This is a genomic window from Cognatilysobacter tabacisoli, assembly GCF_003586305.1.
GTDB classification, from domain to species: domain Bacteria; phylum Pseudomonadota; class Gammaproteobacteria; order Xanthomonadales; family Xanthomonadaceae; genus Cognatilysobacter_A; species Cognatilysobacter_A tabacisoli.
On sequence record NZ_KZ987400.1, the window covers coordinates 857,538 to 883,666 of the forward strand.

The following is a 26,129-nucleotide window of genomic DNA, read 5'->3' on the forward strand; positions in this document are numbered from 1 at the left end:
CGTCCCTCGCGCCCTCTCGCATCCCCCGTAGCCACCTGTCCCACTCCGTAGACAAGGAACCACGATGAACAACTCTGCCCGCATCCTGCTCGCCGCCGTGCTCTGCACCGTCGCCGTGGCGTGCTCCAAGAAGGTCAAGGAAGCGCCGCCGGCCGACACCGCGACCGACACCGCGCCGGTCACCGACACCGGTCCGGTCGCGCCGGGCGCGTACGGCCCGGGCGACCTCGACACCGACGCCTGCCTGCGCCAGCGCGTGGTGTACTTCGACCTCGACCAGGACACCCTGCGTCCGGAGTTCCAGAACATCGTCGCCTGCCACGCCAAGTACCTGCGCGACCGTCCGTCTTCGCGCATGACGATGGAAGGCAACGCCGACGAGCGCGGCAGCCGCGAGTACAACCTCGGCCTGGGCGAGCGCCGCGGCAACGCCGTGTCGTCGGCCGTGCAGGCCAACGGCGGCTCGGGCGGCCAGATCACCGTGACCAGCTACGGCGAAGAGCGCCCGGTCTGCACCGACTCGAACGAGGACTGCTGGGCCAAGAACCGCCGCGTCGAGATCGTCTACACCGCGAAGTAAGCGGCTCCCGCCCGGGTGCGCGCTCGCGCGCCCGACGCGACCCGGCATGGCCCCCGCTCGCGGGGGCCATGCCGTTTCTGGGCTCCATGCGCGCGGCGACGAATGCGCATGCCTGCCGCGAGCGGGCTCATGGTCCGTCCATTCCGCCCGCGGTATGTTGGCGCCCGGCGATGCCCCGGCATCGCGACCGAACCGATCGCCGTCGACGCGGTCCCATGTATCCCCGATGCATCGGACGCGGCGCCCGCCGCCCCGTTCCCAGGAAAATCGCACCGATGAAGACCTTTTCCCTGTCCGTCTCCGCATCCGCACTCGCCGCCCCGCTGCTCGCCCTGTCGCTCGCCGCCGCGCCCGCGCAGGCGCAGCGCGCGAGCCTGGCCGACCGCGTGGCGGTGCTCGAGCAGCGCGCCGGCGACAACCAGGCCACCGTCGACCTGCTGAACCAGGTCAACCAGCTGAAGTCCGAGGTACAGGCCCTGCGCGCCCAGATCGAGGAGCAGCAGCAGCAGCTCGAGCAGCTGCAGTCGACCTCGCGGGCGCAGTACCTGGACCTCGACGGCCGCCTCGAGCGGCTCGAAGGGGGCACGGCGCCGGTGATCCCGCCGGGGGCCGCACCTCCGTCGGCGGCCGTGCCCGCGGCCCGCACGCCCACGGCCCGTCCGGCGGCCGCCGCGCCCGCCGAGCGCGCACCGTCGGTCTACGGCGATGCCGGCACGCTGGCCCAGGGCGCCGGCGAGCGCGGCGCCTACGACGCGGCGTTCGCGGTGCTGCGCGCCGGCCAGTACGCCGACGCCGCGCGCCAGTTCCAGGCCTTCCTCGACCAGTACCCGAGCGGCGCCTACGCGCCGAACGCGCTGTACTGGCTCGGCGAGAGCTACTACGTGACGCAGAACTACCAGCTCGCGCAGGCGCAGTTCCAGGCGCTGCTCGACCGCTACCCGACCCACGACAAGACCCCCGGCGCGATGCTGAAGCTCGGCCTGAGCCAGTGGGGCCTGAAGGAGGTCGACGCCGCCGAGCGCACGCTGGCCGACGTCGTCGCGCGCTTCCCCGGCACCGACGCCGCGCGCACGGCCAGCGACCGCCTGTCCGCGATCCAGCTCGGCCGCCTGCGCTGACCGAGCGCGCCGGCGCGTCCGGCGCATCGCCCGGGTCGATTAAAATGGCGGCATGAACGCCGTCGTCCCCGATGCGGCCGCCGCTGCCGCGGACCGGCTCAAGCTCACCGAGATCTTCCTGTCGCTGCAGGGCGAGTCGAACAGCATCGGCTGGCCGACCGTGTTCGTGCGGCTGACCGGCTGCCCGCTGCGCTGCCAGTACTGCGACACCGCGTACGCGTTCCACGGCGGGCAGTGGTGGGACATCGACGCGATCCTCGCCGAGGTCGCCACCCACGGCGCCCGCCACGTCTGCGTCACCGGGGGCGAGCCGCTGGCGCAGAAGCGCTGCATCGGCCTGCTGCAGCGGCTGTGCGATGCCGGCTACGACGTGTCGCTGGAAACCTCCGGCGCGATCGACATCGCCGACGTCGACCCGCGCGTATCGCGCGTGCTGGACATCAAGACGCCCGGCTCGGCCGAAGCCCACCGCAACCTGTGGTCGAATCTGCCGCTGCTGACGCCGCGCGACCAGGTCAAGTTCGTGATCTGCTCGCGCGAGGACTACGACTGGTCGAAGGCCGTCGTCGCCGAGCACGGGCTGACCGGGGTGTGCGACGTGCTGTTCTCGCCGAGCTTCACCCAGGTGCGCCCGCGCGACCTGGCCGACTGGATCGTCGCCGACCGCCTGCCGGTGCGCTTCCAGCTGCAGCTGCACAAGATCCTGTGGGACGACGAACCCGGCCGCTGATGCGCCGGCCGTCCCGCGAACGACCCCACGAGTAGAGCCGCGCATGAAGAACGCCGTCGTCCTGGTTTCCGGAGGCATGGACTCCGCCGTCGTGCTGGCGATCGCCCGCGAGCAGGGCTTCGCGGTGCACGCCCTGAGCGTGCGCTACGGCCAGCGGCACACCTCCGAGCTCGACGCCGCCGACCGCGTATCGAACGCGCTCGGCGCGGTCGCGCACAAGACGGTCAACGTCGACCTGCGCAGCATCGGCGGCTCGGCGCTGACCGACGCGGCGATCGCGGTGCCGACGGACGACGACGGCCACGCGGTCGGCGTCGACGCGGCGACCAACGCCATCCCGGTGACCTACGTACCGGCGCGCAACACGATCATGCTGTCGGTCGCGCTCGGCTGGGCCGAGGTGCTCGGCGCGGCGGACATCTTCTGCGGCGTCAACGCGGTCGACTATTCCGGCTACCCGGACTGCCGCCCGGAGTTCATCGCCGCGTTCCAGTCGCTGGCGAACCTGGCGACCAAGGCGGGCGTCGAAGGCGCCGGCCTGCGCGTGCACGCGCCGCTGCAGTTCATGAGCAAGGCCGACATCGTCCGCGAGGGCATGCGCCTGGGCGTCGACTTCGCCCAGACCGTGTCGTGCTACCAGGCCGACGCCGACGGCCGCGCGTGCGGCCACTGCGACGCCTGCCGCCTGCGCGCCGACGGCTTCGCCGCCGCCGGCGTCGCCGACCCGACCCGCTACGCCTGAATCGCCGCGCCCGCGTTCGCCTGCATGGCGCGCAGGCGCTGCGCTAGAATGCCCGCCCCGGCGCAACGCCGGCGGCGCAACCGCGCATCTCTCGTGGGCCGTTAGCTCAGTCGGTAGAGCATCGGACTTTTAATCCGCTGGTCGATGGTTCGAATCCATCACGGCCCACCATTCCCCCGCTGACCGTCCGCGCGCGCTCGCGCAGCGCCGTCGCGCCCGTGCGCGCTCAGTCCGCGTCGAACAGGTGCTGCAGCACGTCCTCGCCGTAGCGGTCGAGCTTGCTGGCGCCGATCCCGGGGATGCGCGAGAGGTCGTCCAGATCGGCCGGCGCCGCCTCGGCGATCGCGCGCAGCGTGCTGTCGTGGAAGATCACGTAGGCCGGGACGTTCTGCTCCTTGGCCATCGTCGCGCGCCAGTCGCGCAGCGCGTCGAAGCGCAGCTGCGCGTCCGGGGCGAGGTCAGGCAGGGCGGCCGCGGTGCCGCGCCGGCGGTCGCGGCCGCGCGCGGCCGCGCGTTCGGGTTCGCGGCGGAAGCGCAGTTCCTGTTCGCCGCGCAGCACCGGGGTGCTGAGCGGGGTCAGGCGCAGCGCGCCGTGGCGTTCGACGTCGGCGTCGAGCAGGCCGCCGGCCACCAGCTGGCGGAACACGCCGCGCCACGCGCGTTCGTCGAGGTCGCGGCCGATGCCCCAGGTGCTCAACTGGTCGTGACCGTACTGGCGCACCTTGTCGGTCGGCTTGCCCATCAGCACGTCCATCACGTGGACCACGCCGAAGCGCTGGCCGGTGCGGTACACGCAGCTCAGCGCCTTGCGCGCGGCCTCGGTGCCGTCCCAGCTCTCCGGCGGCTCCAGGCAGTTGTCGCAGTTGCCGCACGCGCCGGGGTGCGGCTCGCCGAACCAGCCCAGCAGCGACTGCCGCCGGCACGCGGTCGATTCGCAGTAGCCGAGCAGCGCGTCGAGCTTGCGCAGTTCGAGCCGCTTGCGCTCCTCGCCGGCCTCGCCCTGGGTGATCAGCTGGCGCAGGTTGACCACGTCGCCGAGGCCGTAGGCGAGCCACGCGTCGGCCGGGTCGCCGTCGCGGCCGGCGCGGCCGGTCTCCTGGTAGTAGCCCTCGATCGACTTGGGCAGGTCGACGTGGGCGACGAAGCGCACGTCCGGCTTGTCGATGCCCATGCCGAACGCGATCGTGGCGACCATCACCACGCCGTCCTCCTGCAGGAAGCGGCGCTGGTTGGCGGCGCGCACGGCCGAGTCCATGCCGGCGTGGTAGGCCAGCGCCTTGATCCCGGCGGCCTGCAGCTGCTCGGCCACGCCCTCGACGCGCTTGCGCGAGAACGCGTAGACGATGCCGCTGCTGCCGCGGTGCGCGGCCAGGAAATCGATCAGCTGGCGCGCGCCGCTGCCGTCCTTGTGCACGATCCGGTAGCGCAGGTTGGGCCGGTCGAACGAGCTGACGAACTCGCGCGCGTCCTCGAGGGCGAGGCGCTCGGCGATCTCGCGCCGGGTCGGGGCGTCGGCGGTCGCGGTCAGCGCGATGCGCGGAATCTCCGGCCAGCGCTCGTGCAGCACGGTCAGCTGCCGGTACTCGGGGCGGAAATCGTGGCCCCACTGCGACACGCAGTGCGCCTCGTCGATCGCGAACAGGGCGATACGCGCGCGCTCGAGCAGCGACAGGAACCGTCCGGTCAGCAGCCGCTCGGGCGCCACGTACAGCAGGTCGAGCTCGCCGGCGAGCAGCTGGCGCTCGACCTCGGCCGCGCCGGCCGCGTCGAGCGTCGAATTGAGGAACGCGGCGCGCACGCCGAGCTGGCGCAGCGCCTCGACCTGGTCCTGCATCAGCGCGATCAGCGGCGACACCACCAGCCCGCAGCCGTCGCGCAGCAGCGCCGGCAACTGGTAGCACAGCGACTTGCCGCCGCCGGTGGGCATCAGGACGAGGGCATCGCCGCCGTCGATCACGTGCTGGACGATCTGCGCCTGCTCGCCGCGGAAGTCGTTGTGGCCGAAGGTGCGGCGGAGCAGGTCGAGCGCGGCGTCAGGCATGCGCGCAGTTTACCGGGCGGGCGTCGCCGGTTCCGGCGGGATCGACGCAGGCATTTGCCGGGCCGCGGCGTCCAGCGCAGAGCGATGGCCGGGCGCGGAGGTCGGGCCCGGTCGCGCGGGTGCCGGAAACGCACGGGGCCGCGATCGACGCGGCCCCGTGGCGAAGCGTCAGTTCGAACGGATCACTGCAGCAGCGAGCGCAGCATCCAGGCGTACTTTTCGTGGGTCTGCAGGCGCTGGGTCATCAGGTCGACGGTCGGGTCGTCGCCGGCGTCGTCGGCGGTCTTCAGCACCTTGCGCGCGGTGCGGCACACCGCCTCGTTGCCGACGGTCAGCTGGCGCACCATCTCGCGCCAATCGGCGGCCTCCGTCAGGCCGGGCTCCTCCGGGATCGACGTCAGCCGGATGAACTCGGCGTACGAGCCCGGCGCATTGAACCCCAGTGCGCGGATGCGCTCGGCCACGTCGTCCAGCGCGTTCCACTGCTCGGTGTACTGGGTCTCGAACATCACGTGCAGGGCATTGAACATCGGCCCGGTGACGTTCCAGTGGAAGTTGTGGGTCTTCAGGTACAGCGTGAACGCATCGGCCTGGTAGCGCGACAGGTGCTCGGCGATCTTCTTGCGATCGCCCGGGCTGATCCCGATATCGATGGCCGGCGCGCTGTGCGCCGTTGGCGACGGAGAGGCCGCCGGGGTCAGCGTGGCGGCCCGCATCCCGGCGGGACTCGACTTCGCGCTCTTGGACTTTTCGGGCTTGTTCTTGGCCATGCAGGGTCTCCGTGGGTGGGGGTCAACGGCGACAATACGCCGCGGCCGTTGCCGTTTGAACCGAACAGCGAAGGTGGTCGTCCCGGATGAATGCTAGCGATGCCGCCGCAAAGAACGCGTTAGCCCAGGCCCGCGCCGCGATCGACGGCGCGCTGAGCCGCGACCGCGGGCGGCTGCTCGGGCTGTGGTCGCGCTGGTCCGCGCAGCCGGGCGACGCGGCCGCGCGCGACGCGTTCGCGACCGCGCTGGCCGCGTCGGTGGGCAAGCGCGAGGCGCGCGCGGCCTCGCTGCCGCACGCCCCGGCCGACCCGTCGCTGCCGATCGGCGCGGAGGCCGAGCGCATCGTCGAGCTGATCCGCGCGCACCCGGTCGTGGTGATCGCCGGCGAGACCGGCTCCGGCAAGACCACCCAGCTGCCTAAGCTGTGCCTGGCGGCCGGCCGCGGCGCCGCGGGGATGATCGGTTGCACCCAGCCGCGCCGGATCGCGGCGCGCGCCGTCGCGCGGCGCGTGGCCGAGGAGCTCGGCGTGCCGCTCGGCGGCGCGGTTGGCTACCAGGTGCGCTTCAGCGAGCACGTCGGCGAGTCGACCGCGGTGAAGTTCATGACCGACGGCATCCTGCTGGCCGAGATCCAGTCCGACCGCTGGCTGTCGGCCTACGACACGATCCTGATCGACGAGGCACACGAACGCAGTCTCAACATCGACTTCCTGCTCGGCTACCTGAAGCAGCTGCTGCAGCGGCGCAGCGACCTCAAGGTGATCGTGACGTCGGCGACGATCGACACCGCGCGCTTCGCCGCGCATTTCGACGACGCGCCGGTGGTGCAGGTCGAAGGGCGCAGCTACCCGGTCTCGGTGCGCTACCGCCCACTCGAGGGCGGCGAGGACGAATCCGGCGACGAACGCGGCGGCGAGCGCAGCGTGGTCGACGGCATCGTCGCCGCGTGCGACGAGATCACCCGCGAGGACCCGCGCGGCGACGTTCTGGTGTTCCTGCCGGGCGAGCGCGAGATCCGCGATGCGCACGCGGCGCTTGAACGGCGCAAGTACCGCGAGACCGAGGTGCTGCCGCTGTACGCGCGGCTGTCGGTGCGCGACCAGGACCGGGTGTTCAACCCCGGGCCGAAGCGCCGCATCGTGCTGGCGACCAACGTCGCCGAAACATCGCTGACGGTGCCGCGGATCCGCTACGTCGTCGATCCCGGCCTGGCGCGGGTCAAGCGCTACAGCCCGCGCGGCAAGCTCGACCGCCTGCACATCGAGCCGATCAGCCAGGCCAGCGCCGACCAGCGCAAGGGCCGCTGCGGCCGCGTCAGCGAGGGCACCTGCTACCGGCTCTATTCCGAGGCCGACTTCCTGTCGCGCCCCGCGTACACCGACCCGGAGATCCGCCGCGCCGCGCTGGCCGGCGTGATCCTGCGCATGCTGTCGCTGGGCTTGGGCCGCATCGATCATCGCGCGGCCGGCGCCGGCCGGCGCGGCGCGCGGCAGGCGCCGGCCGACGACACCCGGATCATCGAGAACTTCCCGTTCCTCGAGCCGCCGGACCCGCGCGCGATCGCCGACGGCTGGCAGCAGCTGGCCGAGCTCGGCGCGATCGACGAGCACCGCCGCCTGACCGCGACCGGCCGGCTGATGGCGCGCATGCCGGTCGACGTGAAGCTGGCGCGGATGCTGGTCGCGGCCAACGACCACGGCGTGCTGCGCGAGATGCTGGCGATCGCGTCGTTCCTCGGCATCCAGGACCCGCGCGAGCGCCCGGCCGACCAGCGCGGCGCGGCCGACGCGGCGCACGCCGAGTTCGCCGACCCGAAGTCCGAGTTCGTCGGCATCGTCAAACTGTGGGACGCCTACCACGAGGCCAGCGAGGCGATGACCCAGTCGCAGCTTCGCAAGTGGGCCGACAAGCACTTCCTCGGCTTCCTGCGGCTGCGCGAATGGCGCGAGTTGCACCGCCAGCTGAAGCTGATGAGCGAGGAACTCGGCTGGTCGATCGATCGCGGCGGCGAGGCGATGGCACGCGGGGCCGCGAGCGCCGGGCCCGGGACGGCGACACTGGCCCCCGCGGACCGGCGCCACCGACGCCGCGGACGGGAGCAGAAGCCAAGCGGGCGCGACGCGCATGACACTGGTGCGCCGCCCCCGTCCCGCGCCAGCGCCGCGCCATCCGCCGCCGTAGCCGCGCCGTCCGCGCCGCCGCGCGGCGGCGACCACCACTACGCCGACCTGCACCGCGCGCTGATCGCCGGGCTGCCGACCCAGATCGGCCTGCGCGGCGACCGCGGCGTCTACGACGGGCCGCGCGGGCGCAAGTTCCAGCTGTTTCCCGGCTCACCGCTGGCGAAGAAGCCGCCGCCGTGGGTGCTATCGGCGACGCTGCTCGACACCGAGCGCGTGTGGTCGATGACCAACGCGGCGATCGAGCCGGAGTGGGCGATCGACGAGCTGCCGCACCTGCTGGCGCGACGGCACTTCGACCCGCACTGGGCGCGCTCGCAGGGGCGCGTGGTCGGCGCCGAGCAGATCAGCCTGTTCGGGCTGGTGCTCGCGCCCAAGCGCCCGGTGCACTACGGCGCGCTGTTCCCCGAGGAGAGCCGGGCGATCTTCGCGCGCGACGCGCTGGTCACCGGCGAGATCAACACGCGCAGCGCGTTCGTCGCGCGCAACCGGGCGACGCTGGCGAAGGCGCTGGAGGAAGAGGCCAAGCAGCGCCGCGCCGGGCTGGTCGTCGACGAGGAGTGGATGGCGCAGTGGTACCTCGACCGGCTGCCCGACCACGTGCACAACGCGCAGGCGCTCGACGCCTGGGTCGCGAAGCTGCCGGCCGAGCAGAAGGCGGCGCTGGAATGGTCGCTCGACGACCTGCTGGTGGCCGACGAGACCGACGCCGCGCGCTTCCCGGCGTTCATCGCGCTCGGCGAGGCGCGGCTCGCGGTCACCTACCGCTTCGAGCCGGGTGCGCCCGACGACGGCATGACCGTGACGGTGCCGCTGCACCTGCTCAACGCGCTCGACGCCCAGCGGCTCGGCTGGCTGGCGCCGGGCTTCATCGCCGACAAGGCCGCCGCGCTGATCAAGTCGCTGCCGAAGGCATTGCGCCGCAACTTCGTGCCGGCGCCGGACTTCGCCCGCGCGTTCGCGCAGGCGCATCCGCAGCCGAGCGGCGACGCGATCACCGGCGAGCTCGCGCGGTTCCTGCACAAGCTGACCGGCGTGGCGATCACCGGCGCGGACTTCGACGAGTCCGCGCTGGAGCCGCACCTGCGCGCGAACCTGCGGCTGCTCGACGCGCCCGGCCGCGACGGCAGGTCGCGCGCGGTGCTCGGCGAATCGCGCGACCTCGACGACCTGCGCGCCCGCTTCGGCGCGCGCGCCGCGCAGGCGTTCGCGGCCAAGGCCGCCGACGGGCTGGCGCGGCAGGGGCTGGTGGCGTTCCCGGAAGCGCGCGTGCCCGAGTCGGTGCCGGGCGTCGGCGGCGTGCCGGCCTACCCCGCGCTGCACGACGACGGCGATTCGGTCTCGCTGCGCGTGCATGCCGAACGCGAGGTGGCGCAGCGCGAGCACCCGCGCGGCGTGCGCCGGCTGCTGCAGCTCGCGCTCGCCGACAAGCTGCGGCAGGCGCGCAAGCAGCTGCCGATCGGGCCGAAGACGGGCCTGCTGTACGCGGCGATCGAGTCGCATGCGCCGCGCGCCGACGGGCTCAAGGACGGCGACCGGCTGCGCGCCGACCTGGTCGACGGCGCGTTCGACGCGCTCACGCGCGAGGGGCTGGACGGGATCCGCGACGCGGACGCGTTCGCGGCGCGGCGTGAGGCGGTCGGCAAGGGGCTGTTCCCCGAGGCGACGGTCCGGCTTCGGCAGGCCGAGGCGATCCTCGCGGCCGTGGCCGAGGCCCGGGCGAAGCTCGACTCGCCGCTGATGGGTTGGGCCAGCGGCAACCTCGACGACCTGCGTGCGCACCTGGCGACGCTGACGCCGCCGGGGTTCCTGCGCGACGTGCCGGCCGACGCGCTGCGCGACTACCCGCGCTACCTGAAGGCCCTGGCGCTGCGCGGCGAGCGCGCGCTGCGCGACCCGACCCGCGACCAGGCGCGGATGCTCGAGCTCAAGCCGTTCGCCGACGCGCTGTCGGAAGCCACCGCGTCGGGCGCGGCCAACGATCCGGAGTGGCAGGCGCTGCGCTGGGACCTCGAGGAGCTGCGCGTGCAGCTGTTCGCGCAGGAGCTCGGCGCCCGCGCGGGCATCTCGCCGAAGAAGCTGGCGACGCGGCTGGCGCAGCTGCGCCAGCGCGCTACTTGACCCGGCGCACCTTCGCGCGGTTGGTCTGGCCGTCGACCTTCAGGTACCAGGCCCCGAGCAGGCCCGGCTCGATGCGCACCGCCGGCGACTCGACGCGGTCGGTGTAGAGGCTGCCGTCGATCACGCGCCACACCTGGCCGTCGTCGAGCTCGAGGTTCGTGCCCGGCGTCCAGCCGCTGAAGCTGCCCTTGAGCCGGGCGGTGATCGCCTCGCGCGGCGGCGACTTGCGCTCGACCGCGGCCGGATCCGTCGCCGCGGCGGCCACCGCCGCCGAACGCTCGCCGCGCAGCAGTGCGTTGAGCGCCGCCAGTTCGTCGGCCGACAGCTTGTGCAGGCCCGCGGCCTGGCGCTGCTCGGCGGTGATGCGCTGCTCGATCGGGACGTAGGCGGTCTGCGCGGACGCATCCGCGCCCACGACGAGCACGGCGGCGAGGGTCAGCGACAGGGGCAGCAGGCGGCTCGACATCGGCATGTTCTCCACGGAAAGAAGGGGCTCTACTTGACGCGCTGCACGCGGGCGCGCGTGTTGTAGCCCTCGATCGACAGGTACCAGGTCTTGCCGATCACGCTGGGCTTGATCGACACGGTCGGGTTGCTCTTGCGCACGCCGGCCAGCGTCGCGCTGTCGACCTGGGTCCATACCTGGCCGTTCTCGAGCGTGTACGTGCGTCCGTTGCCGAAGCCGCGGAACTCGCCGGCGATGCGCGAGACGATCGGTTCGCTGGAGCCGAACAGCTCGAGGCCGCGGTTCTCCTCGATCACGGTCGCCTTCGCGACCTCCGCCGCCTTCGCGGTCTCGACATCGAGCTTGCGGTTCAGCCACGCGTTCAGTGCGGCCAGCTGCGCGGGCGACAGCGTGTCGACGCCGGTCGCGGCGCGCTCGGCGGCGCTCATCTGCTGCTCGATCGGCGGCGAGTCAGGCGACTGCGCCGAAGCGGCGAGGGCCGCGCCGAGCAGGGCGCAGGCAACGGCGGCGCGGAGCACGCGGAGCGTGGCGGAACGGGGCTGGGCGGACGGCATGTGCTGTTCCTCCAATCGGATGCGGGCTAGTGTAGACGCAACGCGCGCCGCGTCCCGCCGTTCACCTCCGACCCTGTCGCCCCCGCGATGAGCGCCCCCGCCGCCACCGACGTTCCACCGCCGCTGCAGCACGCCGCCGCGGCCGCGATCGCGCCGCCGCTGCGCGCGCTGCTGGGCGACGCGCTGGCGCGCCCCGGTGCGCTCGGCGATGCGCGCGATCCGCCCGACGTCGTCGCGGCGACGCTCGATGCGCTGGTCACGCTCGAAGCCGATGGCGACACCGTCGCCGCCGCGATCGTGCATGCCTACCCGGCCGTGCACGCGGCGGTGGCCGCGGCGCTCGAGCGCACCCACCCGGCCGTGGCCGCGCTCGTAGACGGCCAGCGCGCCGCGTCGCAGGTGTGGTCGCTGCATGCCGAGCAGCGCACCCAGTCCGGCAGCGAGGGCCTGCGCCGGCTGCTGCTGGCGATCGTGCGCGACCTGCGCGTGGTGCCGATCCTGCTGGCCCGGCAGCTCGCGCGCATGCGCCACGCCGACCGGCTCGACGACGACGCGCGCCGCGCGCTGGCCCGGCTCACGCGCGACATCCACGCGCCGCTCGCCAACCGGCTCGGCATCTGGCAGCTGAAGTGGGAGCTCGAGGACCTCGCGTTCCGCTACCTCGAACCGGGCACCTACCAGCAGATCGCGCGCCTGCTCGACGAGAAGCGCGGCGACCGCGAGCGCTACATCGAAGCGGTCAAGCGCACGCTGCGCGAGGCGCTGGCCGCGCAGGGGCTGCACGCGGACGTGGCCGGGCGGCCGAAGCACATCTACAGCATCTGGAAGAAGATGCAGCGCAAGGACGTGCCGATCGGCGAGCTCTACGACCTGCGCGCGGTGCGCGTGCTGGTCGACGACGTCGCCGCCTGCTACGCCGCCTTGGGCGTGGTCCACGCCACGTGGGTGCCGATCCCGAGCGAGTTCGACGACTACATCGCCCGGCCCAAGCGCAACGACTACCGCTCGCTGCACACCGCGGTGATCGGGCCGGAAGGCAAGACCCTCGAGGTGCAGATCCGCACCGCCGAGATGCACCGCCAGGCCGAACTCGGCGTCGCCGCGCACTGGAAGTACAAGGAAGGCAGCGCGCAGGCGTCGGCGGCGTTCGACCGCAAGATCGCGTGGATGCGCCGGCTGCTCGAGTCGCACGGCGAGCCCGGCCCGGGCGGCGAGGCGCAGGCGCTGGCCGGCGAGTTCGACACCGAGCTGGTCGAGGACCGCGTGTACGCGCTGACGCCGAAGGGCGAAGTGATCGACCTGCCAGCCGGCGCGACGCCGCTGGACTTCGCCTACCACGTGCACACCGAAGTCGGGCACCGCTGCCGCGGCGCCAAGGTCGACGGGCGCATCGTGCCACTCGACCACAAGCTGCGCAGCGGCGACCGCGTCGAGATCATGACGGCAAAGGTCGGCGAGCCGCGCCGCGACTGGCTGATCGCCGCGAACGGCTTCCTCGCCAGCAGCCGCTCGCGCGACAAGGTGCGCGCCTGGTTCCACAAGCTCGACCGGGCGCGCAACGAGGCCGCCGGCAAGGAGCTGCTCGACAAGGAGCTGCGCCGCCTCGGCCTGCTCGGCGCCGACCTCGCGCCGGTGCGCGAGCGCTTCAACGCCGGCAGCGACGGCGAGCTGTACGTGCTGGTCGCGCTCGGCGACGTCGGCCCGCACCAGGTCGGCCGCGCGCTGCTCGAACACGAGCGCGCGCTGACCGCGCCGGCGGTCGGCGCGCCGCTGATTCCGCTGTCGCGGCGCGCGCCGCCGCGCAAGGCCAGCGACTTCACCGTCGAGGGCGTCGGCAATTTGCTGGTGCAGCTGGCGCGCTGCTGCCAGCCGCTGCCGGGCGAACCGATCGCGGGGTACCTCACGCGCACGCGCGGGGTCAGCGTGCACCGGCCGACCTGCGCGGCGTTCCAGCGGCTTGCCGCGATCGACCCGCAGCGGGTGCTGCCGGTCGAGTGGGGGCGCAAGGGCAGCGCGTACGAGGTCGACGTCGAGGTCGTCGCGCTCGACCGCAAGTGGCTGCTGAAGGAAGTGACCAACCTGATCGCGCAGAACAACGTGCACGTCGGCAGCATCCGCAGCGAGCACGAGCGCAACGGCGCGCGGGTGCGCCTGCAGCTGGGGCTGCGCGTGTCGGATTACGGGCAGCTGTCGACCGTGCTCGGCAAGCTGGCGGGGCTGCCGGGCGTCGAGAGCGCCCAGCGCAGCCGCTGAGCCCGCACACGCCGGCGTCGTGCGCGCGCGGCGTATCCTTTCGGCAATGACGCGCCCGCCCGACACCACGCCCGACCCGCCGCCGCCACGCCGCGGCGCGCCGGCGTCCGACGGTCGCGTGGAGCCCGGCGGGGTCGACTGGGGCGACGTCGCGTTCTCTGCCTCGTCGCCCGCACGCGCGCGGCTGCGGCGCCTGCCGGCGCTCGCGTGGTCGGCCCGTGCGATCGCGATCGCGGTGCTGGTCGGGGTGCTGTTGCTGCTGGTGCTGCGCCAGCCGCTGTCGGACTGGCTGTGGCCGGACACGCGCGGCCAGCAGCTGCGCGCCGACGCGGCGCAGGCGCTGGCCGAAGGGCGGCTCACGGCGCTCGACGGCCGCGGGGCGCGGGAGCTGTACGAGGCCGCGCTGGCGCTCGATCCGGACCGTCCCGACGCGCGCGAGGGCCTGGCCCGCGTCGGCGAGGCCGCGCTCGCCAAGGCCCGCGCCGACCTCGCCGCGCGCCGCTACGCCGACGCGCACGCCGCGCTGGCGCTGGCGCGCGAGCTCGCGGTGCCGCGCGCGCGCACCGACGCACTCGCCCGCGAACTGCGCGAGCGCGAAGCCGCCGACGCGGGCATCGACGAGCTGCTGGCGAAGGCCGGTGCTGCGCGCGCGGCCGGGCGCTACGACGGCGCGCCCGACAGTGCGCTGGCGCTGTACCAGCGCGTCCTCGAACTGCAGCCGGCGCGGAACGAGGCGCTCGAAGGGCGCGAGGACACGCTGGCGGACCTGCTGCAGCTGGCGCGCGCCGACCTCGAACGTGGCGAGCTCGCCGCCGCCGCCGCGATCGTGCGGCGCGCGCAGGCGGTCGATGCCGGCCACGTGGACCTGCCGGACACGCTCGACGCGCTGGCGCGCGCGGTCGAACGGCGGCGCGCGAACGCCGACGCCGCCCTGCGCCGCAGCCGCCTCGCCGCCGCGCTCGCCGGCTACCGCGCCGTGCTGGCCGCCGCCCCGGACGATGCGGACGCCGCGCGCGGGATCCTGCGCGTCGGCGGCGCCTACGCGCGGCGCAGCGAGCGGCTGTCGTCCGATTTCGATTTCGACGGCGCGGCCGCGGCGCTGCGGATCGCCGAGTCGCTCGCGCCGGACGCATCGGCCACCTCTGCGGCGCGCCAGCACCTGCAGCGCGCCCGTCGCGCGCAGGCGCGCCTGGGCGGGGAGTTGCCGACCGCCGAACGCCGGCGTCGACTGGCGGAGCTGCTGCGAGATGCCGCCGAGGCGGAGTCGCGCGGCGACCTGCTGTCACCGCCGGGCGAGAGCGCCTACGACCGGCTGCGCGCGGCCCGCGCGATCGCCCCGCAGGACCGGCGCGTGCGCGCCGCCTCGGCGCGACTGCTGCCGGCCGCGCGCGCGTGCTTCGACCGCGAGCTGCGCGGCAACCGGCTGCAGCGCGCGCGCGAGTGCCTCGACGCGCGGCAGGTGCTGGAAGGCGAGAGTGCCGGCTGGCGCGAGGACCGCCGCCGGCTCGCGCAGCGCTGGATGGCGGTCGGCGACGAGCGCCTCGGCGCCGGCGAGGTGGCTGCCGCGCAGGCCGCGCTCGCGTCGGCGCGGGCCCTGGACCCGGATGCCCCGGGGCTGGACGAGTTCGCCGAGCGGCTGCGCGCGGCGCGTTCGGCGGCCGAGCCCTAGCGCTCGTCCCCGCGCATCAGCACGCGGCGCACCACGTCCCGCGCCGCATCGAACGAGAAGTGCTCGGCGACGTTCCTCAGCCCGTTGGCGGCCAGCCGCTGCCACCGCGCCTCGTCGCCGTAAAGCGCGACGACGGCGTCGGCGAAGGCCTCCGGAGCGTCGGCGACCGCCACGTCGACGCCATCGCGCAGGTGCATGCCCTCGATCGCGCACGATGTCGCCACGACCGGCTGCCCGTGCGCCATGCTCAGGTTGACCTTGCCCTTGACCCCGGCGCCGAAGCGCAATGGCGCGACGGCGACGCGCGCCCCGTCCATGTACGGCGCCAGGTCGGGTACGTGGCCGTGCATGTGCACGCCGGGCGACGCGGCCAGCGCGGCGACCTCGGCCGGCACGTCGCCGCCGATGCAGTGGAAGCGCGCGTCCGGCAGGCGCGCGCGCACGCGCGGCCAGATCTCCGCGACGAACCAGCGCACCGCGTCGACGTTCGGCGGGTGGCGGAAGCCGCCGACGAAGACCACGTCCGCGCGCTCGGCGAAGGGTCGCCCCGGGCCGCTGACGCGGTGCAGGTTCGACAGCACCTCGACGCGCGCGCCCGGCGCGTCCGCGGCGAGCAGCTCGCGCTCGGCCGCGCTGACGACCAGCGTCGCGTCGCTGCGCGCGATCACGTCGAGCTCCGCCGCGCGGGTGCGCTCGGCCGCGCGCCGGGCCGCGGCGTCGCCGGCCAGTTCGGCCGCGCGTCGTTCGCGCAGGTAGTGCAGATCGACGCTGTCGAACACCACGCGCGCCTGCGGCGCGTGCCGGCGCAGCAGCGGCAGCAGTCCGCGCAGCAGGTGGTGGCGGCTGACGACGACGGTGTCGAAGCGCGAACCGTGCGCGTGCAGCCAGGCCGGCAGCGACGCCAGGTAAGGCGCGTACCACGCTTCGACTCCGAGCCGCTGCAGCGCGGCGGTGGCCTCGCCGGCGTGGGCGCAATCGGCGGGCACGAACGTCACCTGCGCGCCTTCGTCGACCAGCAGCGCGAGCAGGTGGTGCAGCCGCAGCGACGCCGAATCGCGGTCCGGGCGCGGCGCCTCGGCGTCGATCAGCAGCACGCGCGGCGCGGGCCGGCGCGCCAAGGCGTCGAGCGGGTCGCTGCCGGGGGCCGCGTGGCCGGCCAGCAGCGCCGCCCACTTGTCGGCGAACACTGCGCGGTTGCGCACCTGGGAGGCCTTGGGGCCGGTGCGGGTGTCGGTGCCGCCGCTGGTGCCCTCGTCGTGGACGACGCGCGCGGCCGGCTGCACCAGCGTGCGCAGCCCGCGAGCGCGGATCGCGAAGGCCAGGTCGGTGTCCTCGTAGTACGCCGGCGCGTAGCGCGTGTCGAAGCCGCCCAGCTCCAGGAACAGGGCGCGCGGCACCGCGATCGCCGCGCCGGACGCGTAGTCGACGTCGCGCAGGCAGGCGAAGCGCGGGTCGTCCGGCGCCTCGAACCGTCCGACGTTGGCGGCGCTGCCGTCGCGGAACACGACGCCGCCGGCCTCCTGCAGCCGTCCGTCGGGGTACAGCAGCTGCGCGCCGACCAGGCCGGCGTTCCGGTGCGCTTCGAACGTCGCCAGCAGCGCGTCGAGCCAGCCCGGCTGCGGCACGGTGTCGTTGTTGAGCAGCACCAGGAACTCGCCGCGGGCGAGCGCGGCGCCGTCGTTGCACGCGGCGATGAAGCCGCCGTTGGCCGCGCGCCGGTGGTAGCGCAGCCCGTTGACCTGCGCCATCCACGCCGCCGTGTCGTCGCTCGAGCCGTCGTCGACGACGATCGTTTCGATCGCGGCGGCCGGCGGGTGCGCGGCGAGCGCGCGCAGGCACGCCAGCGTGTGCGCGACGTGGTTGAACACCGGGATCACGACGCTGGCGCGCGGCGCCGCCGAGTGCGGCAGCGCGAACGGCGCGAACGGGGCGTGGGCGGGCAGGTAGAGCGACGGGCGCCGCGAGGCGGGCACCGGGCGGAACTGCCGCAGCACGCGTCGCCACGTGGACCCGAGCCCGCGGGTGCGCAGGCTGGTCAAGCCGCGGTGGAACAGGCCCGTGCTCCGGTCGATCAGGAAGCGGACCTCGCTCCAGGACAATCGCATCGAGTCACGCTCCGGCTGGGGCTGGGCGCGGCGGTGCTGAACCCCGCGCGAATTCGGTGTGGTGCCGCGGCAGGCGCCGCGGGCGCCTGCGCTAGACTCGCGGGCACTCGGGCAACGCCCGGCCATTGTCGCACCCCGTGGCCCGCATCGATTACGACGAAGACGACTCCGCCGACGATTCCTCCGCGCCGCAGTGGCGCCGCCGCGTCGTCACGTGGGCGCTCGCCGCGATCGGCCTCGGCCTGGGTTTCCTGATCCCGTACACGCTGTACCTCAACCACGAGGTCGGCGAGCGCTTCGGCCAGCTGCGCTGGCAGATCCCGACCCGCGTCTACGCGCGGCCGCTGGAGCTCGCGCCCGGCGTCGCGCTGGACGCCTCGACGCTGAAGACCGAACTCGACGCGGCGTCCTACCACCCCGGCGACGGCGTCCGCGAAGGCACCTACTCGCGTGACGGCGGCCGCTGGCGGATCTCCAGCCGCGGGTACAACGACGTCGACGGCCGCGTGGCCCCGCGCCGGATCGAGGTGGTGCTGTCCGGCGGCCGCGTCGCCGGCCTGCGCGACGCCGGCCGCCGCCAGGCGATCAAGACCGCGCGGCTCGATCCGGCGCGCATCGCCACGCTCTACGGCCAGAAGCAGGAAGAACGGCGGCTGGTGCGCATCGAGGAAGTGCCGGAGCTGCTGGTCACCGGCCTGCAGGCGGTCGAGGACCGCGACTTCAACCGGCACATGGGCATCGACCTGGGCGGCATGCTGCGCGCGGCGTGGGTCAACCTGCGCTCGGGCGAGGCGCGCCAGGGCGCCAGCACGCTGACCCAGCAGCTCGCGCGCAGCGGCCTGCTCGGCATCGGCCGCGAGCAGACGCTGCGGCGCAAGGGCAACGAGATCCTCTACGCGATGCTGATCGAGGCGCGCTACGACAAGCGCACGATCCTCGAGGCCTATCTCAACCAGGTCTACCTGGGCCAGCGCGGCGCGCAGGCGATCCACGGCGTCGCCGCGGCCGCCGAGTTCTGGTTCGGCCGCGACCTGCGCGACCTCAACACCGAGCAGGTCGCGCTGCTGGTCGGCATCGTCCGTGGCCCATCGCACTACGACCCGCGCCGCAACCCGGAGCGCGCGCTGGAGCGCCGCAACTTCGCGCTCGGCGAGTTCCACGAGACCGGGCTGATCGACGACAAGGAGTACCAGCGCGCGTTGAAGGCGCCGCTGGGCGTGACCAAGAACCCCGGCAGCAACGCGGCCAACCGCTTCCCGGCGTACGTCGACCTGGTGCGCCGCCAGCTGGCCCGCGACTACCCGGCCGACGCGCTGGCCGGCGCCGGGCTCAGCGTCATGAGCGGCATGTCGCCGGCGGCGCAGGGCCAGGCCGAAGGCGCCGTCGCGCGTACGCTCAAGAGCCTCGACGGCCGCCGCCGCCCGCCGCTGCAGGCCGGCGTGGTCGTCACCGACGTCGACAACGGCGAGGTCGTGGCCGTCGTCGGCAGCCGCAACGCCAGCGAGCATGGCTTCAACCGCGCGGTCGAGGCGCAGCGCCCCGTCGGCTCGCTGGTCAAGCCGTTCGTCTATCTGCTGGCGCTCGCGCAGCCGGATCGCTACTCGCTGGCGAGCTGGGTCGACGACAGCCCGGTGACGGTCAAGCTCGGCGACGGCAAGAGCTGGAAGCCGGGCAACTCCGACGGCCGCAGCCACGGCACCGTGCGCCTGATCGACGCGCTCGCGCAGTCTTACAACCAGTCGACGGTGCGGGTCGGCATGCAGGTCGCGCCCGAGCGCATCGCCGACTTGATGCGCACCCTGTCGGGCATCGAGGCCGAGGCCAACCCGTCGCTGATCCTCGGCGCGGTCGACCAGAGCCCGTACGCGATGGCGCAGCTGTACCAGTTCCTCGCGTCCGGCGGGCAGATCCAGCCGCTGCACGCCGTGCGCGGCGTGCTCGACGCCGACGGCAAGGCGGTCAAGCGCTACGACACGGCGCCCGCGCCGGCGCAGGAGGGCGACGCGATCGCCGCGCGCCTGATCACGATCGCGCTGCAGCAGGCCGTCACCGGCGGCACCGCGCGCCAGCTGGTCGGCGACGGGCTCGGCCGGCTGCAGCCGGCCGGCAAGACCGGTACCAGCAACGACGGCCGCGACAGCTGGTTCGCCGGCTGGACCGGGGACCACCTCGCGGTGGTGTGGGTCGGCAACGACCAGAACCAGTCGACCGGCCTGTACGGCGCCACCGGCGCGATGCGGGTGTGGTCGTCGCTGTTCGCCCGGCTGCCGAGCGCGCCGCTCGAGGTCGGCGACGACGGCCTCGACTGGCAGTGGGTGATCGGCTCCAACACCACCAACGCCGACTGCGCCGGCGCGCGCCGCTTCGCGTTCGTCGCCGGCTTCGCGCCCGACTACGCGCCGTGCCCGCAGCCGCAGCCGGTGGCGCCGCGCGACGACGAGGACGGCGGCTGGCGCGACTGGTTCGGCTTCGGCGACCGCGAGGCGCCGCGCGATCCGGCCACCGAGCCGCCGCCGGCGGACGAGCAGCCGTGATCCGCGCGCTGGTCGCCACCGCGATGGCCGCTGCGCTCGCGGCGTGCGCGACTGCGCCGCCCGCGTCGACCGCGCGCACGGCGCTTGCGGACGGCACTACGCCGGCGCAGATGGTCGCGATCATCCGCGGCACCGCGGTGGCGGCGGCCGATGAGCTGGACGTGCAGCCGATCCGCGACCCCGAGGTCGAGGACCTGCGCCAGCAGGCGATCGCGAAGGAGCGGGCCGGCGACATGGAGGCCGCGGCCGCCGCGCTCGACGCCGCGCTGGCCATCGTTCCCGACGACCCGGCGGTGCTGCAGGAGCGGGCCGAGGCGGCCCTGCTGCTATGGGATTTCGACGGCGCGCAGTCGCGCGCCGAACGTGCGCTGGCACTGGGCGGCAAGGTCGGCCCGCTGTGCCGCCGCCACTGGGCGACGGTCGAGCAGGTCGGCAATGCCCGCCTGGCCGATGCGCTTGCCGCGGCCACCGCGCCGCGGGCGAAGGCCGATGCGCTCGCCGCTGCGCAGGCCGCAGCAACGCAGGCCCGCGCGCTGGTGGCGCGCGCGCTGCGCGAACGCGACGCCTGCACCGTCGGCGCCGCCCCGCGGTACTGAGCGATGACCGCCAGCCGATTGGCCGACGCCAGCCGCGCCGCGCTGGGCGCGGACGGCGAGCTTGCGCGCGCGCTGCCCGGCTTCGCGGTGCGCGAGGCGCAGCAGGACCTGACCGCGGCGATCGCTGACGCCTTCGACGCGCGCGGGTCGCTGCTGGCCGAGGCCGGCACCGGCACCGGCAAGACCTATGCGTACCTGGTGCCGGCGCTGCTGTCGGGCCGCAAGACCATCATCTCGACCGGCACGCGCGCGCTGCAGGACCAGCTGTTCCACCGCGACCTGCCGCGCGTGCGCGACGCGCTCGGCGTGGGCCTGAAGTCGGCGCTGCTGAAGGGCCGGGCCAACTACCTGTGCCTGTACCGGATGAAGCAGGCGCAGGGCGAGGCGCGCTTCCCGACCCGCGACCATGCCGCGCAGTTCCAGCGCATCGTCGCGTGGTCCGGCCGCACGCGGATGGGCGACCTGGCCGAGCTCGAGGCGCTGCCCGACGACTCGCCGCTGGTGCCGATGGTCACCAGCACCGCCGAGAACTGCCTCGGCAGCGAGTGCCCGTTCTTCGGCGACTGCTTCGTCGTCCAGGCGCGCCAGCGCGCGCAGGCGGCCGACATCGTGGTCGTCAACCACCACCTGCTGCTCGCCGACCTGGCGCTGAAGCAGGAGGGTTTCGGCGAGATCCTGCCGGGTGCGCAGGCCTTCGTCGTCGACGAGGCCCACCAGCTGCCGGACCTGGCGGCGCAGTTCTTCGGCGAGAACCTCAGCGCGCGCCCGCTGGTGGAGCTGGCCCGCGACGCGCTGACCGAGTGCCGGCAGGTGCCGTCCGCGCTGGCCAGCGTGCAGGAGCCGGCGCGCGAGCTCGAGCACTGCGTGCGCGCGCTGCGTGCGGCAATGGACCCGCTGCCGCTGCGCGGGACGCGCCAGCGCGCCGGCGAGCTGCCCGAGGTCGAGGACGCGTTCGATGCGATCGCGTCGGCGCTGCAGCGGCTGCAGGCCGTGCTCGCGCCGCTGGCGCCGGCGGCGCCGGGGTTCGACGGCTGTCTGGCGCGCGCGCGCGAGTTCGAGGCGCGCCTGCAGCGCTGGCGCGGCGACGGCACCGACGCGCCTTCCGATGCCGCATCCACCGACGGGCCCGAAGCGCACCGGGATTCCGCTGCGACGGCGGACGCGCACGGCGGCCTCGACGGCCGTTCCGCCGGCGACCGCGCGGCGCGCCGCGACGCCGGCAGCGTGCTCTGGTACGAGCTGACCGCGCGCGGCTTCCGCCTCAGCCGCACGCCGCTCGACGTGTCGACGCCGCTGGCCGAGCACCGCGCGCGCTCGCAGGCGGCCTGGGTGTTCACGTCGGCGACGCTGGCGGTCAACGGCCGGTTCGAGCACTACGCGATCAAGCTCGGCCTGCCGCTGGGCGGCGCGTCGCCGACGCGGACGCTGCTGGTGCCGAGCCCGTTCGACTGGCCGTCGCAGGCGCTGTGCTACCTGCCGCGCGGCCTGCCGGACCCGACCGTGCGCCACTACAACGAGAGCATGGTCGACAAGGTGCGGCCGGTGCTCGAGGCGTCGGGCGGGCGCGCGTTCGTGCTGTTCGCTTCGCACCGCGCCCTGCGCGAAGCCGCCGAGCTGCTGCGCGATGGCCCGTGGCCGCTGTTCGTGCAGGGCGAAGCGCCGCGCTCGGTGCTGCTCGAGCGCTTCCGCGCGTCGGGCAACGGCGTGCTGCTCGGCGCGGCGAGCTTCCGCGAGGGCGTCGACGTCGCCGGCGACGCGCTCAGCGTCGTCGTCATCGACAAGCTGCCGTTCGGCGCGCCCGACGACCCGGTGTTCGAAGCGCGGCTGGACGCGATCCGGCGCGCCGGCGGCAACCCGTTCCGCGACGAGCAGCTGCCGCAGGCGGTGATCGCGCTGAAGCAGGGCGCCGGGCGGCTGATCCGCAGCGTCGGCGACCGCGGCGTGCTCGTGCTGTGCGACCCGCGGCTGGTGTCGAAGAGCTACGGCAGCGTGTTCCTCAACTCGCTGCCACCGCTGCCCCGCAGCCGTCAGCTCGGCGACGTCGCGGCGTTCTTCGCGGCGCCGGGGGCGCCCGCGTCGCTAGAATTTGCCGGCGACGCCGCGCCGGCGGCGACCCCGGAGACTTCGGCATGAGCGAGCCTAAACCCCGCGTCCACGGCCTCGGCGGCGTGTTCTTCAAGGCCGACGATCCGGCCGCGCTGGCGGCGTGGTACCAGCGCCACCTCGGCGTCGGTGTGGAAGGCTGGGGCGGGGCGATGTTCCCGTGGCGGCGCGACGACACCGGCGAGCGCGCCTACACCGTGTGGTCGCCGTTCAAGGCCGAGACCAAGTATTTCGAGCCGAGCGACAAGCCCTACATGCTGAACTTCCGCGTCGACGACCTCGATGCCGTGCTGGCGGCGCTGCGCGAGGAAGGCTGCCGCGTGCTCGACCGACGCGAGGACGGCGAGCAGGGCCGGTTCGGCTACGTCGTCGACCCCGAAGGCATGCTGGTCGAGCTGTGGCAGCCGAACCCGAACGACCCCGCCGTGGTCGCGGCCGAATGAAGCTGCTCGCGTTCGAGACCGCCACCGAGGCCTGCTCGGTCGCGCTGTGGATCGATGGCGAGGTGCGCGAGCGCTTCGAGCTCGCCCCGCGCCGCCACGCCGAACTGTCGCTGCCGTGGGCCGAGGCGCTGCTGGCCGAGGCCGGCGTCGCGCGGCGCCAGCTCGACGTCATCGCGGTCGGGCGCGGGCCCGGCGCGTTCACCGGCGTGCGGCTGGCGATCGCGCTGGCGCAGGGCATCGCGCTGGCGCTCGATCGGCCGGTGGTCGCGGTCTCGACGCTGGCCGCGCTCGCGCAGCCCGGGACCGCGCCGCGGGTACTCGCGGCAATCGACGCGCGGATGGGCGAGGTCTACGCCGGCGCGTTCGAGCGCGTCGACGGCGCGTTGCGCCCGCTCGGGGCGGAAACCGTGGCGGCGCCCGACGCGGTCGCGCTGCCCGACGGCGTCGACTGGACCGGCGTCGGCACCGGCTTCGGCGCGGTCGACGGTGCGCTGGCGACGCGGCTGCGCGATCGGCTGGCGTCGATCGATGCGGCCGCGCTGCCGCACGCGGCCGACGTGGCGCGGCTCGCGGTCCAGGCGCACGCGCGCGGCGAGTCGGTGTCCGCCGACCGGCTCGAGCCGGCGTACCTGCGCAACCACGTGGCGCTGACCCTGGCCGAGCAGCAGGCCCTGCGCGCCAGCAAGCGCTGACGAACGCGCCGTCGGCTAGTCGTCGACCAGCCCGCCCTCGGGCAGGAACTGCCAGGTGCGGGTGACGTGCAGGATGTCGGGGTCGTCCTCGGTCCGCGGCAGCGGCGGGTACGGCTCGGCCAGCCGCGCGATGCGCAGCGCGGAGTCGTCGAGCAGGCGCACGCCGCTGGACTGGATGATGTCGGCGCGCTCGACGCTTCCGTTTCGCCGCACCGCCACGCTGATCACCACCTGCCCCTGCAGGCGGCGCCGGCGCGCCTCGTCGGGGTAGTTGAGGTTGCCGACCCGCTCGACCCGGTCGACCCAGTCGCGCAGGTAGGCCGCCCACGCGTATTCCTGGGTGCTGGCGGAGACGAACTTGCGCTTCGGCCGCTTGGCGTAGCGCTCGGAGCGCATGTGGATCTCGGCCGCGAGCCGCGCCATCTGCATGTCGCGTTCGATTTTCTCGCGCCCGACCGGAAGCGGCCGCTCGGCCGGCGTCTGGGTCGCGCGCGCGCTGTCGGTCACGGCCTGGCCGCGGGTGCTGCTGACGACGCGCGCCTGCGGCGGAGGCTGCCTGGCCGGCGCCTGCGCCTGCAGCGCGCGCGGCGCGATGCCGGGGGTCGGCAGCGGCGCTTCGCCGGACTGCGCTTCGCGCGGGCGGGTGCTCTTGTCGTGCTCGCCGCCGCCCTGGTTGCTGGCCTGGGCGAGGAAGTCGGCCTGGGCCGGCGTCAGCGGGGACGAGGTCTCGGTCAGGATGACGTCCAGCGTCGGCAGCACCGGCGCCGCGCTCTCGATCGCGTAGCCGACGCCGAGCACGAAGATGCCGTGCACCAGCACCGACAGCACCATCGTGGCGCTGAAGCGCTGGTTCTCGCTGACGGATGGAGCGGGGGGCGCGACTGCGCTCATGCGGTGCCGGAAATGCGTGCCTCGATCGCGTCGAACAGTGTGCCGGCGATGTTCAGGCCGAACTGTGCGTCCAGTTCCCGGATGCAGGTCGGGCTGGTGACGTTGACCTCGGTCAGGTAGTCGCCGATCACGTCCAGGCCAACGAACAGCATGCCGCGGCGGACCATGTCGGGGCCGACCTGCGCGGCGATCCAGCGGTCGCGGTCGGTCAGCGGCCGGCCCTCGCCGCGCCCGCCGGCGGCGAGGTTGCCGCGGAACTCGTCGCCCTGCGGGATCCGCGCCAGGCAGTAGTCGACGGGCTGGCCATCGACCAGCAGGATGCGCTTGTCGCCCTCGGTGATCTCGGGCAGGTAGCGCTGGGCCATCGCCAGGTGCACGCCGTTGCCGGTGAGGGTCTCGAGGATCACGTTGGTGTTCGGGTCGCCGGCGCGGGCGCGGAAGATCGACCGTCCGCCCATGCCGTCGAGGGTCTTCAGCACCGCATCGCCGTGCTCGGCGACGAAAGCCTTGAGCTCGCCGGCGTCGCGGCTGACCAGCGTCGGCGGGCAGCACTGCGGAAACTCGAGCGCGGCGAGCTTCTCGTTCATGTCGCGCAGGCCCTGCGGGTCGTTGACGACCAGCGCGCCGGCGCGCTGCGCCAGGCCCAGCACCTGCGTGTCGTGCACGTAGTTCGGGTCGACCGGCGGGTCGATCCGCATCAGCACCACCTGGCCCGGTCCGAACTCGAGCGAACGCCACGCGCCGAGGGTGAACCACGACGCCTTGGCATCGCGCACCGACAGGTCGGCCACTTGCGCGCGGGCGCGTCCTCCGGCGACGGAGAGGCCGCCGGGACGCACGTAATGGAGGCGGTGGCCGCGGCGCTGGGCCTCCAGCAGCATGGCGAAGGTCGAGTCCTTGACGATCTTGATCGACTCGATCGGGTCCATCACGACGACGACGTCGAACGGCATGGGCGACTCGCGCGGAAAGGTGGCGCGATGGTAGCAGCCGGACCCCTCGCAGCCGTTGCGCCAAAACGCATTCAGCTTTCCGCGCCGGACATCGCGAGCTTGACAGTGCGCGCCCGGCTTGGAATAAAGGACGCCTTACGCGATGCGTCGCGACAGCGCGGCGCTCGCCCGGGGGAAAGAACGAATGATCGACGAGGGTCGCAACGGCAGCCTCGACGGGTTGAAGGTCATGGTCATCGATGACTCCAAGACCATCCGTCGAACCGCCGAAACCTTGCTCAAGCGCGAAGGGTGTGACGTGGTGACGGCGACCGACGGGTTCGAGGCGCTGGCCAAGATCGCCGACCAGCACCCGCAGATCATCTTCGTCGACATCATGATGCCGCGGCTGGACGGGTACCAGACCTGCGCATTGATCAAGAACAACCAGCTTTTCAAGGGCACGCCCGTCATCATGCTGTCGTCCAAGGACGGCCTGTTCGACAAGGCCCGCGGCCGTATCGTCGGGTCCGAGCAGTACCTGACCAAGCCGTTCACCCGTGAAGAACTACTGGACGCCATTCGCAAGCACGTCAACGCCTGACCGGG

Annotated in this window: 20 protein-coding genes and 1 tRNA gene; 14 read left to right on the forward strand and 7 right to left on the reverse strand. The window is 73.9% G+C overall.

Annotated elements, in window-relative coordinates:
* Positions 1-64 precede the first annotated feature (64 nt).
* The 5 genes from pal (at position 65) to D3A60_RS03850 (ending at position 3,341) form a co-directional block, all read left to right on the forward strand.
* Positions 65-580: a peptidoglycan-associated lipoprotein Pal gene (gene pal / locus D3A60_RS03830; RefSeq protein WP_119717350.1), complete on the forward strand. Its 516-nt coding sequence runs from the start codon at positions 65-67 to the stop codon at positions 578-580.
* Positions 581-855: 275 nt separating this feature from the next.
* Positions 856-1,698, forward strand: a complete 843-nt coding sequence (gene ybgF / locus D3A60_RS03835; RefSeq protein WP_119717351.1) for a tol-pal system protein YbgF — start codon at positions 856-858, stop codon at positions 1,696-1,698.
* A 52-nt stretch (positions 1,699-1,750) separates the two neighbouring features.
* Positions 1,751-2,428 (forward strand): 7-carboxy-7-deazaguanine synthase QueE, encoded by a 678-nt coding sequence (gene queE, locus D3A60_RS03840; RefSeq protein ID WP_119717352.1) that lies wholly within the window; start codon positions 1,751-1,753, stop codon positions 2,426-2,428.
* Between the two features lie 43 nt (positions 2,429-2,471).
* Positions 2,472-3,170, forward strand: coding sequence for a 7-cyano-7-deazaguanine synthase QueC (queC, locus tag D3A60_RS03845; RefSeq protein ID WP_119717353.1), 699 nt, complete (start codon positions 2,472-2,474; stop codon positions 3,168-3,170).
* Positions 3,171-3,265: 95 nt separating this feature from the next.
* Positions 3,266-3,341: transfer RNA gene (locus D3A60_RS03850), tRNA-Lys, on the forward strand.
* Positions 3,342-3,396: 55 nt separating this feature from the next.
* Here the strand turns inward: D3A60_RS03850 and recQ are convergent.
* Both recQ and D3A60_RS03860 read right to left on the reverse strand, forming a co-directional pair.
* Positions 3,397-5,211 carry a DNA helicase RecQ gene (recQ, locus tag D3A60_RS03855; RefSeq protein WP_119717354.1) on the reverse strand — a complete coding sequence of 605 codons (1,815 nt, stop codon included), beginning with the start codon at positions 5,209-5,211 and terminating at the stop codon, positions 3,397-3,399.
* A gap of 182 nt (positions 5,212-5,393) precedes the next feature.
* Entirely contained in the window at positions 5,394-5,927 is a 534-nt protein-coding gene (locus D3A60_RS03860; RefSeq protein WP_231120409.1) for a Dps family protein, read from the reverse strand.
* A 140-nt stretch (positions 5,928-6,067) separates the two neighbouring features.
* On the opposite strand from D3A60_RS03860, the gene D3A60_RS03865 reads away from it, so the two are divergent.
* Complete coding sequence (locus tag D3A60_RS03865) at positions 6,068-10,282, forward strand: DUF3418 domain-containing protein (RefSeq protein WP_119717356.1); 4,215 nt, start codon at positions 6,068-6,070, stop codon at positions 10,280-10,282.
* Here D3A60_RS03865 and D3A60_RS03870 read toward each other — a convergent pair.
* Both D3A60_RS03870 and D3A60_RS03875 read right to left on the reverse strand, forming a co-directional pair.
* Positions 10,275-10,748 carry a hypothetical protein gene (locus tag D3A60_RS03870; RefSeq protein ID WP_157981394.1) on the reverse strand — a complete coding sequence of 158 codons (474 nt, stop codon included), beginning with the start codon at positions 10,746-10,748 and terminating at the stop codon, positions 10,275-10,277. The two genes, D3A60_RS03865 and D3A60_RS03870, sit on opposite strands and share 8 nt — an antisense overlap.
* A gap of 29 nt (positions 10,749-10,777) precedes the next feature.
* Positions 10,778-11,302 carry a hypothetical protein gene (locus D3A60_RS03875; RefSeq protein ID WP_231120381.1) on the reverse strand — a complete coding sequence of 175 codons (525 nt, stop codon included), beginning with the start codon at positions 11,300-11,302 and terminating at the stop codon, positions 10,778-10,780.
* An 87-nt stretch (positions 11,303-11,389) separates the two neighbouring features.
* Here D3A60_RS03875 and D3A60_RS03880 point away from each other — a divergent pair, with 87 nt between their 5' ends.
* A complete protein-coding gene (locus D3A60_RS03880) occupies positions 11,390-13,555 on the forward strand; it encodes a RelA/SpoT family protein (protein WP_119717358.1) in 2,166 nt (721 codons plus the stop codon).
* A gap of 223 nt (positions 13,556-13,778) precedes the next feature.
* On the forward strand, positions 13,779-15,224 hold the full coding sequence (locus D3A60_RS03885; protein ID WP_119717545.1) for a hypothetical protein: 1,446 nt from the start codon (positions 13,779-13,781) through the stop codon (positions 15,222-15,224).
* Here D3A60_RS03885 and D3A60_RS03890 read toward each other — a convergent pair.
* Positions 15,221-17,329 carry a glycosyltransferase gene (locus tag D3A60_RS03890; protein ID WP_119717359.1) on the reverse strand — a complete coding sequence of 703 codons (2,109 nt, stop codon included), beginning with the start codon at positions 17,327-17,329 and terminating at the stop codon, positions 15,221-15,223. The two genes, D3A60_RS03885 and D3A60_RS03890, sit on opposite strands and share 4 nt — an antisense overlap.
* A 137-nt stretch (positions 17,330-17,466) precedes the next feature.
* Between D3A60_RS03890 and mrcB the strand changes: the two genes are divergently transcribed.
* Genes mrcB through tsaB form a run of 5 tightly spaced genes read left to right on the forward strand, consistent with a single transcriptional unit; the run spans position 17,467 to position 23,697 of the window.
* The gene (mrcB, locus tag D3A60_RS03895) at positions 17,467-19,863 is read left to right on the forward strand and encodes a penicillin-binding protein 1B (RefSeq protein ID WP_231120383.1); all 2,397 of its coding nucleotides are present in this window, start codon (positions 17,467-17,469) and stop codon (positions 19,861-19,863) included.
* Positions 19,860-20,459, forward strand: coding sequence for a hypothetical protein (locus D3A60_RS03900; RefSeq protein WP_119717361.1), 600 nt, complete (start codon positions 19,860-19,862; stop codon positions 20,457-20,459). Before mrcB ends, D3A60_RS03900 begins: the two co-directional genes overlap by 4 nt.
* Positions 20,460-20,462: 3 nt before the next feature.
* Entirely contained in the window at positions 20,463-22,592 is a 2,130-nt protein-coding gene (locus D3A60_RS03905) for a DNA repair helicase YoaA (RefSeq protein WP_119717362.1), read from the forward strand.
* Entirely contained in the window at positions 22,589-23,005 is a 417-nt protein-coding gene (locus D3A60_RS03910) for a VOC family protein (RefSeq protein ID WP_119717363.1), read from the forward strand. The genes D3A60_RS03905 and D3A60_RS03910 overlap by 4 nt, the downstream gene beginning before the upstream one ends.
* Complete coding sequence (gene tsaB / locus D3A60_RS03915; RefSeq protein ID WP_119717364.1) at positions 23,002-23,697, forward strand: tRNA (adenosine(37)-N6)-threonylcarbamoyltransferase complex dimerization subunit type 1 TsaB; 696 nt, start codon at positions 23,002-23,004, stop codon at positions 23,695-23,697. The genes D3A60_RS03910 and tsaB overlap by 4 nt, the downstream gene beginning before the upstream one ends.
* Positions 23,698-23,712: 15 nt before the next feature.
* On the opposite strand, the gene D3A60_RS03920 is transcribed toward tsaB, so the two are convergent.
* Entirely contained in the window at positions 23,713-24,588 is an 876-nt protein-coding gene (locus D3A60_RS03920) for an energy transducer TonB (protein WP_119717365.1), read from the reverse strand.
* Positions 24,585-25,541: a glutathione synthase gene (gshB, locus tag D3A60_RS03925; protein ID WP_119717366.1), complete on the reverse strand. Its 957-nt coding sequence runs from the start codon at positions 25,539-25,541 to the stop codon at positions 24,585-24,587. The genes D3A60_RS03920 and gshB overlap by 4 nt, the downstream gene beginning before the upstream one ends.
* 184 nt (positions 25,542-25,725) lie before the next feature.
* Between gshB and pilG the strand changes: the two genes are divergently transcribed.
* Positions 25,726-26,124 (forward strand): twitching motility response regulator PilG, encoded by a 399-nt coding sequence (pilG, locus tag D3A60_RS03930; protein ID WP_119717367.1) that lies wholly within the window; start codon positions 25,726-25,728, stop codon positions 26,122-26,124.
* Positions 26,125-26,129: the final 5 nt, after the last annotated feature.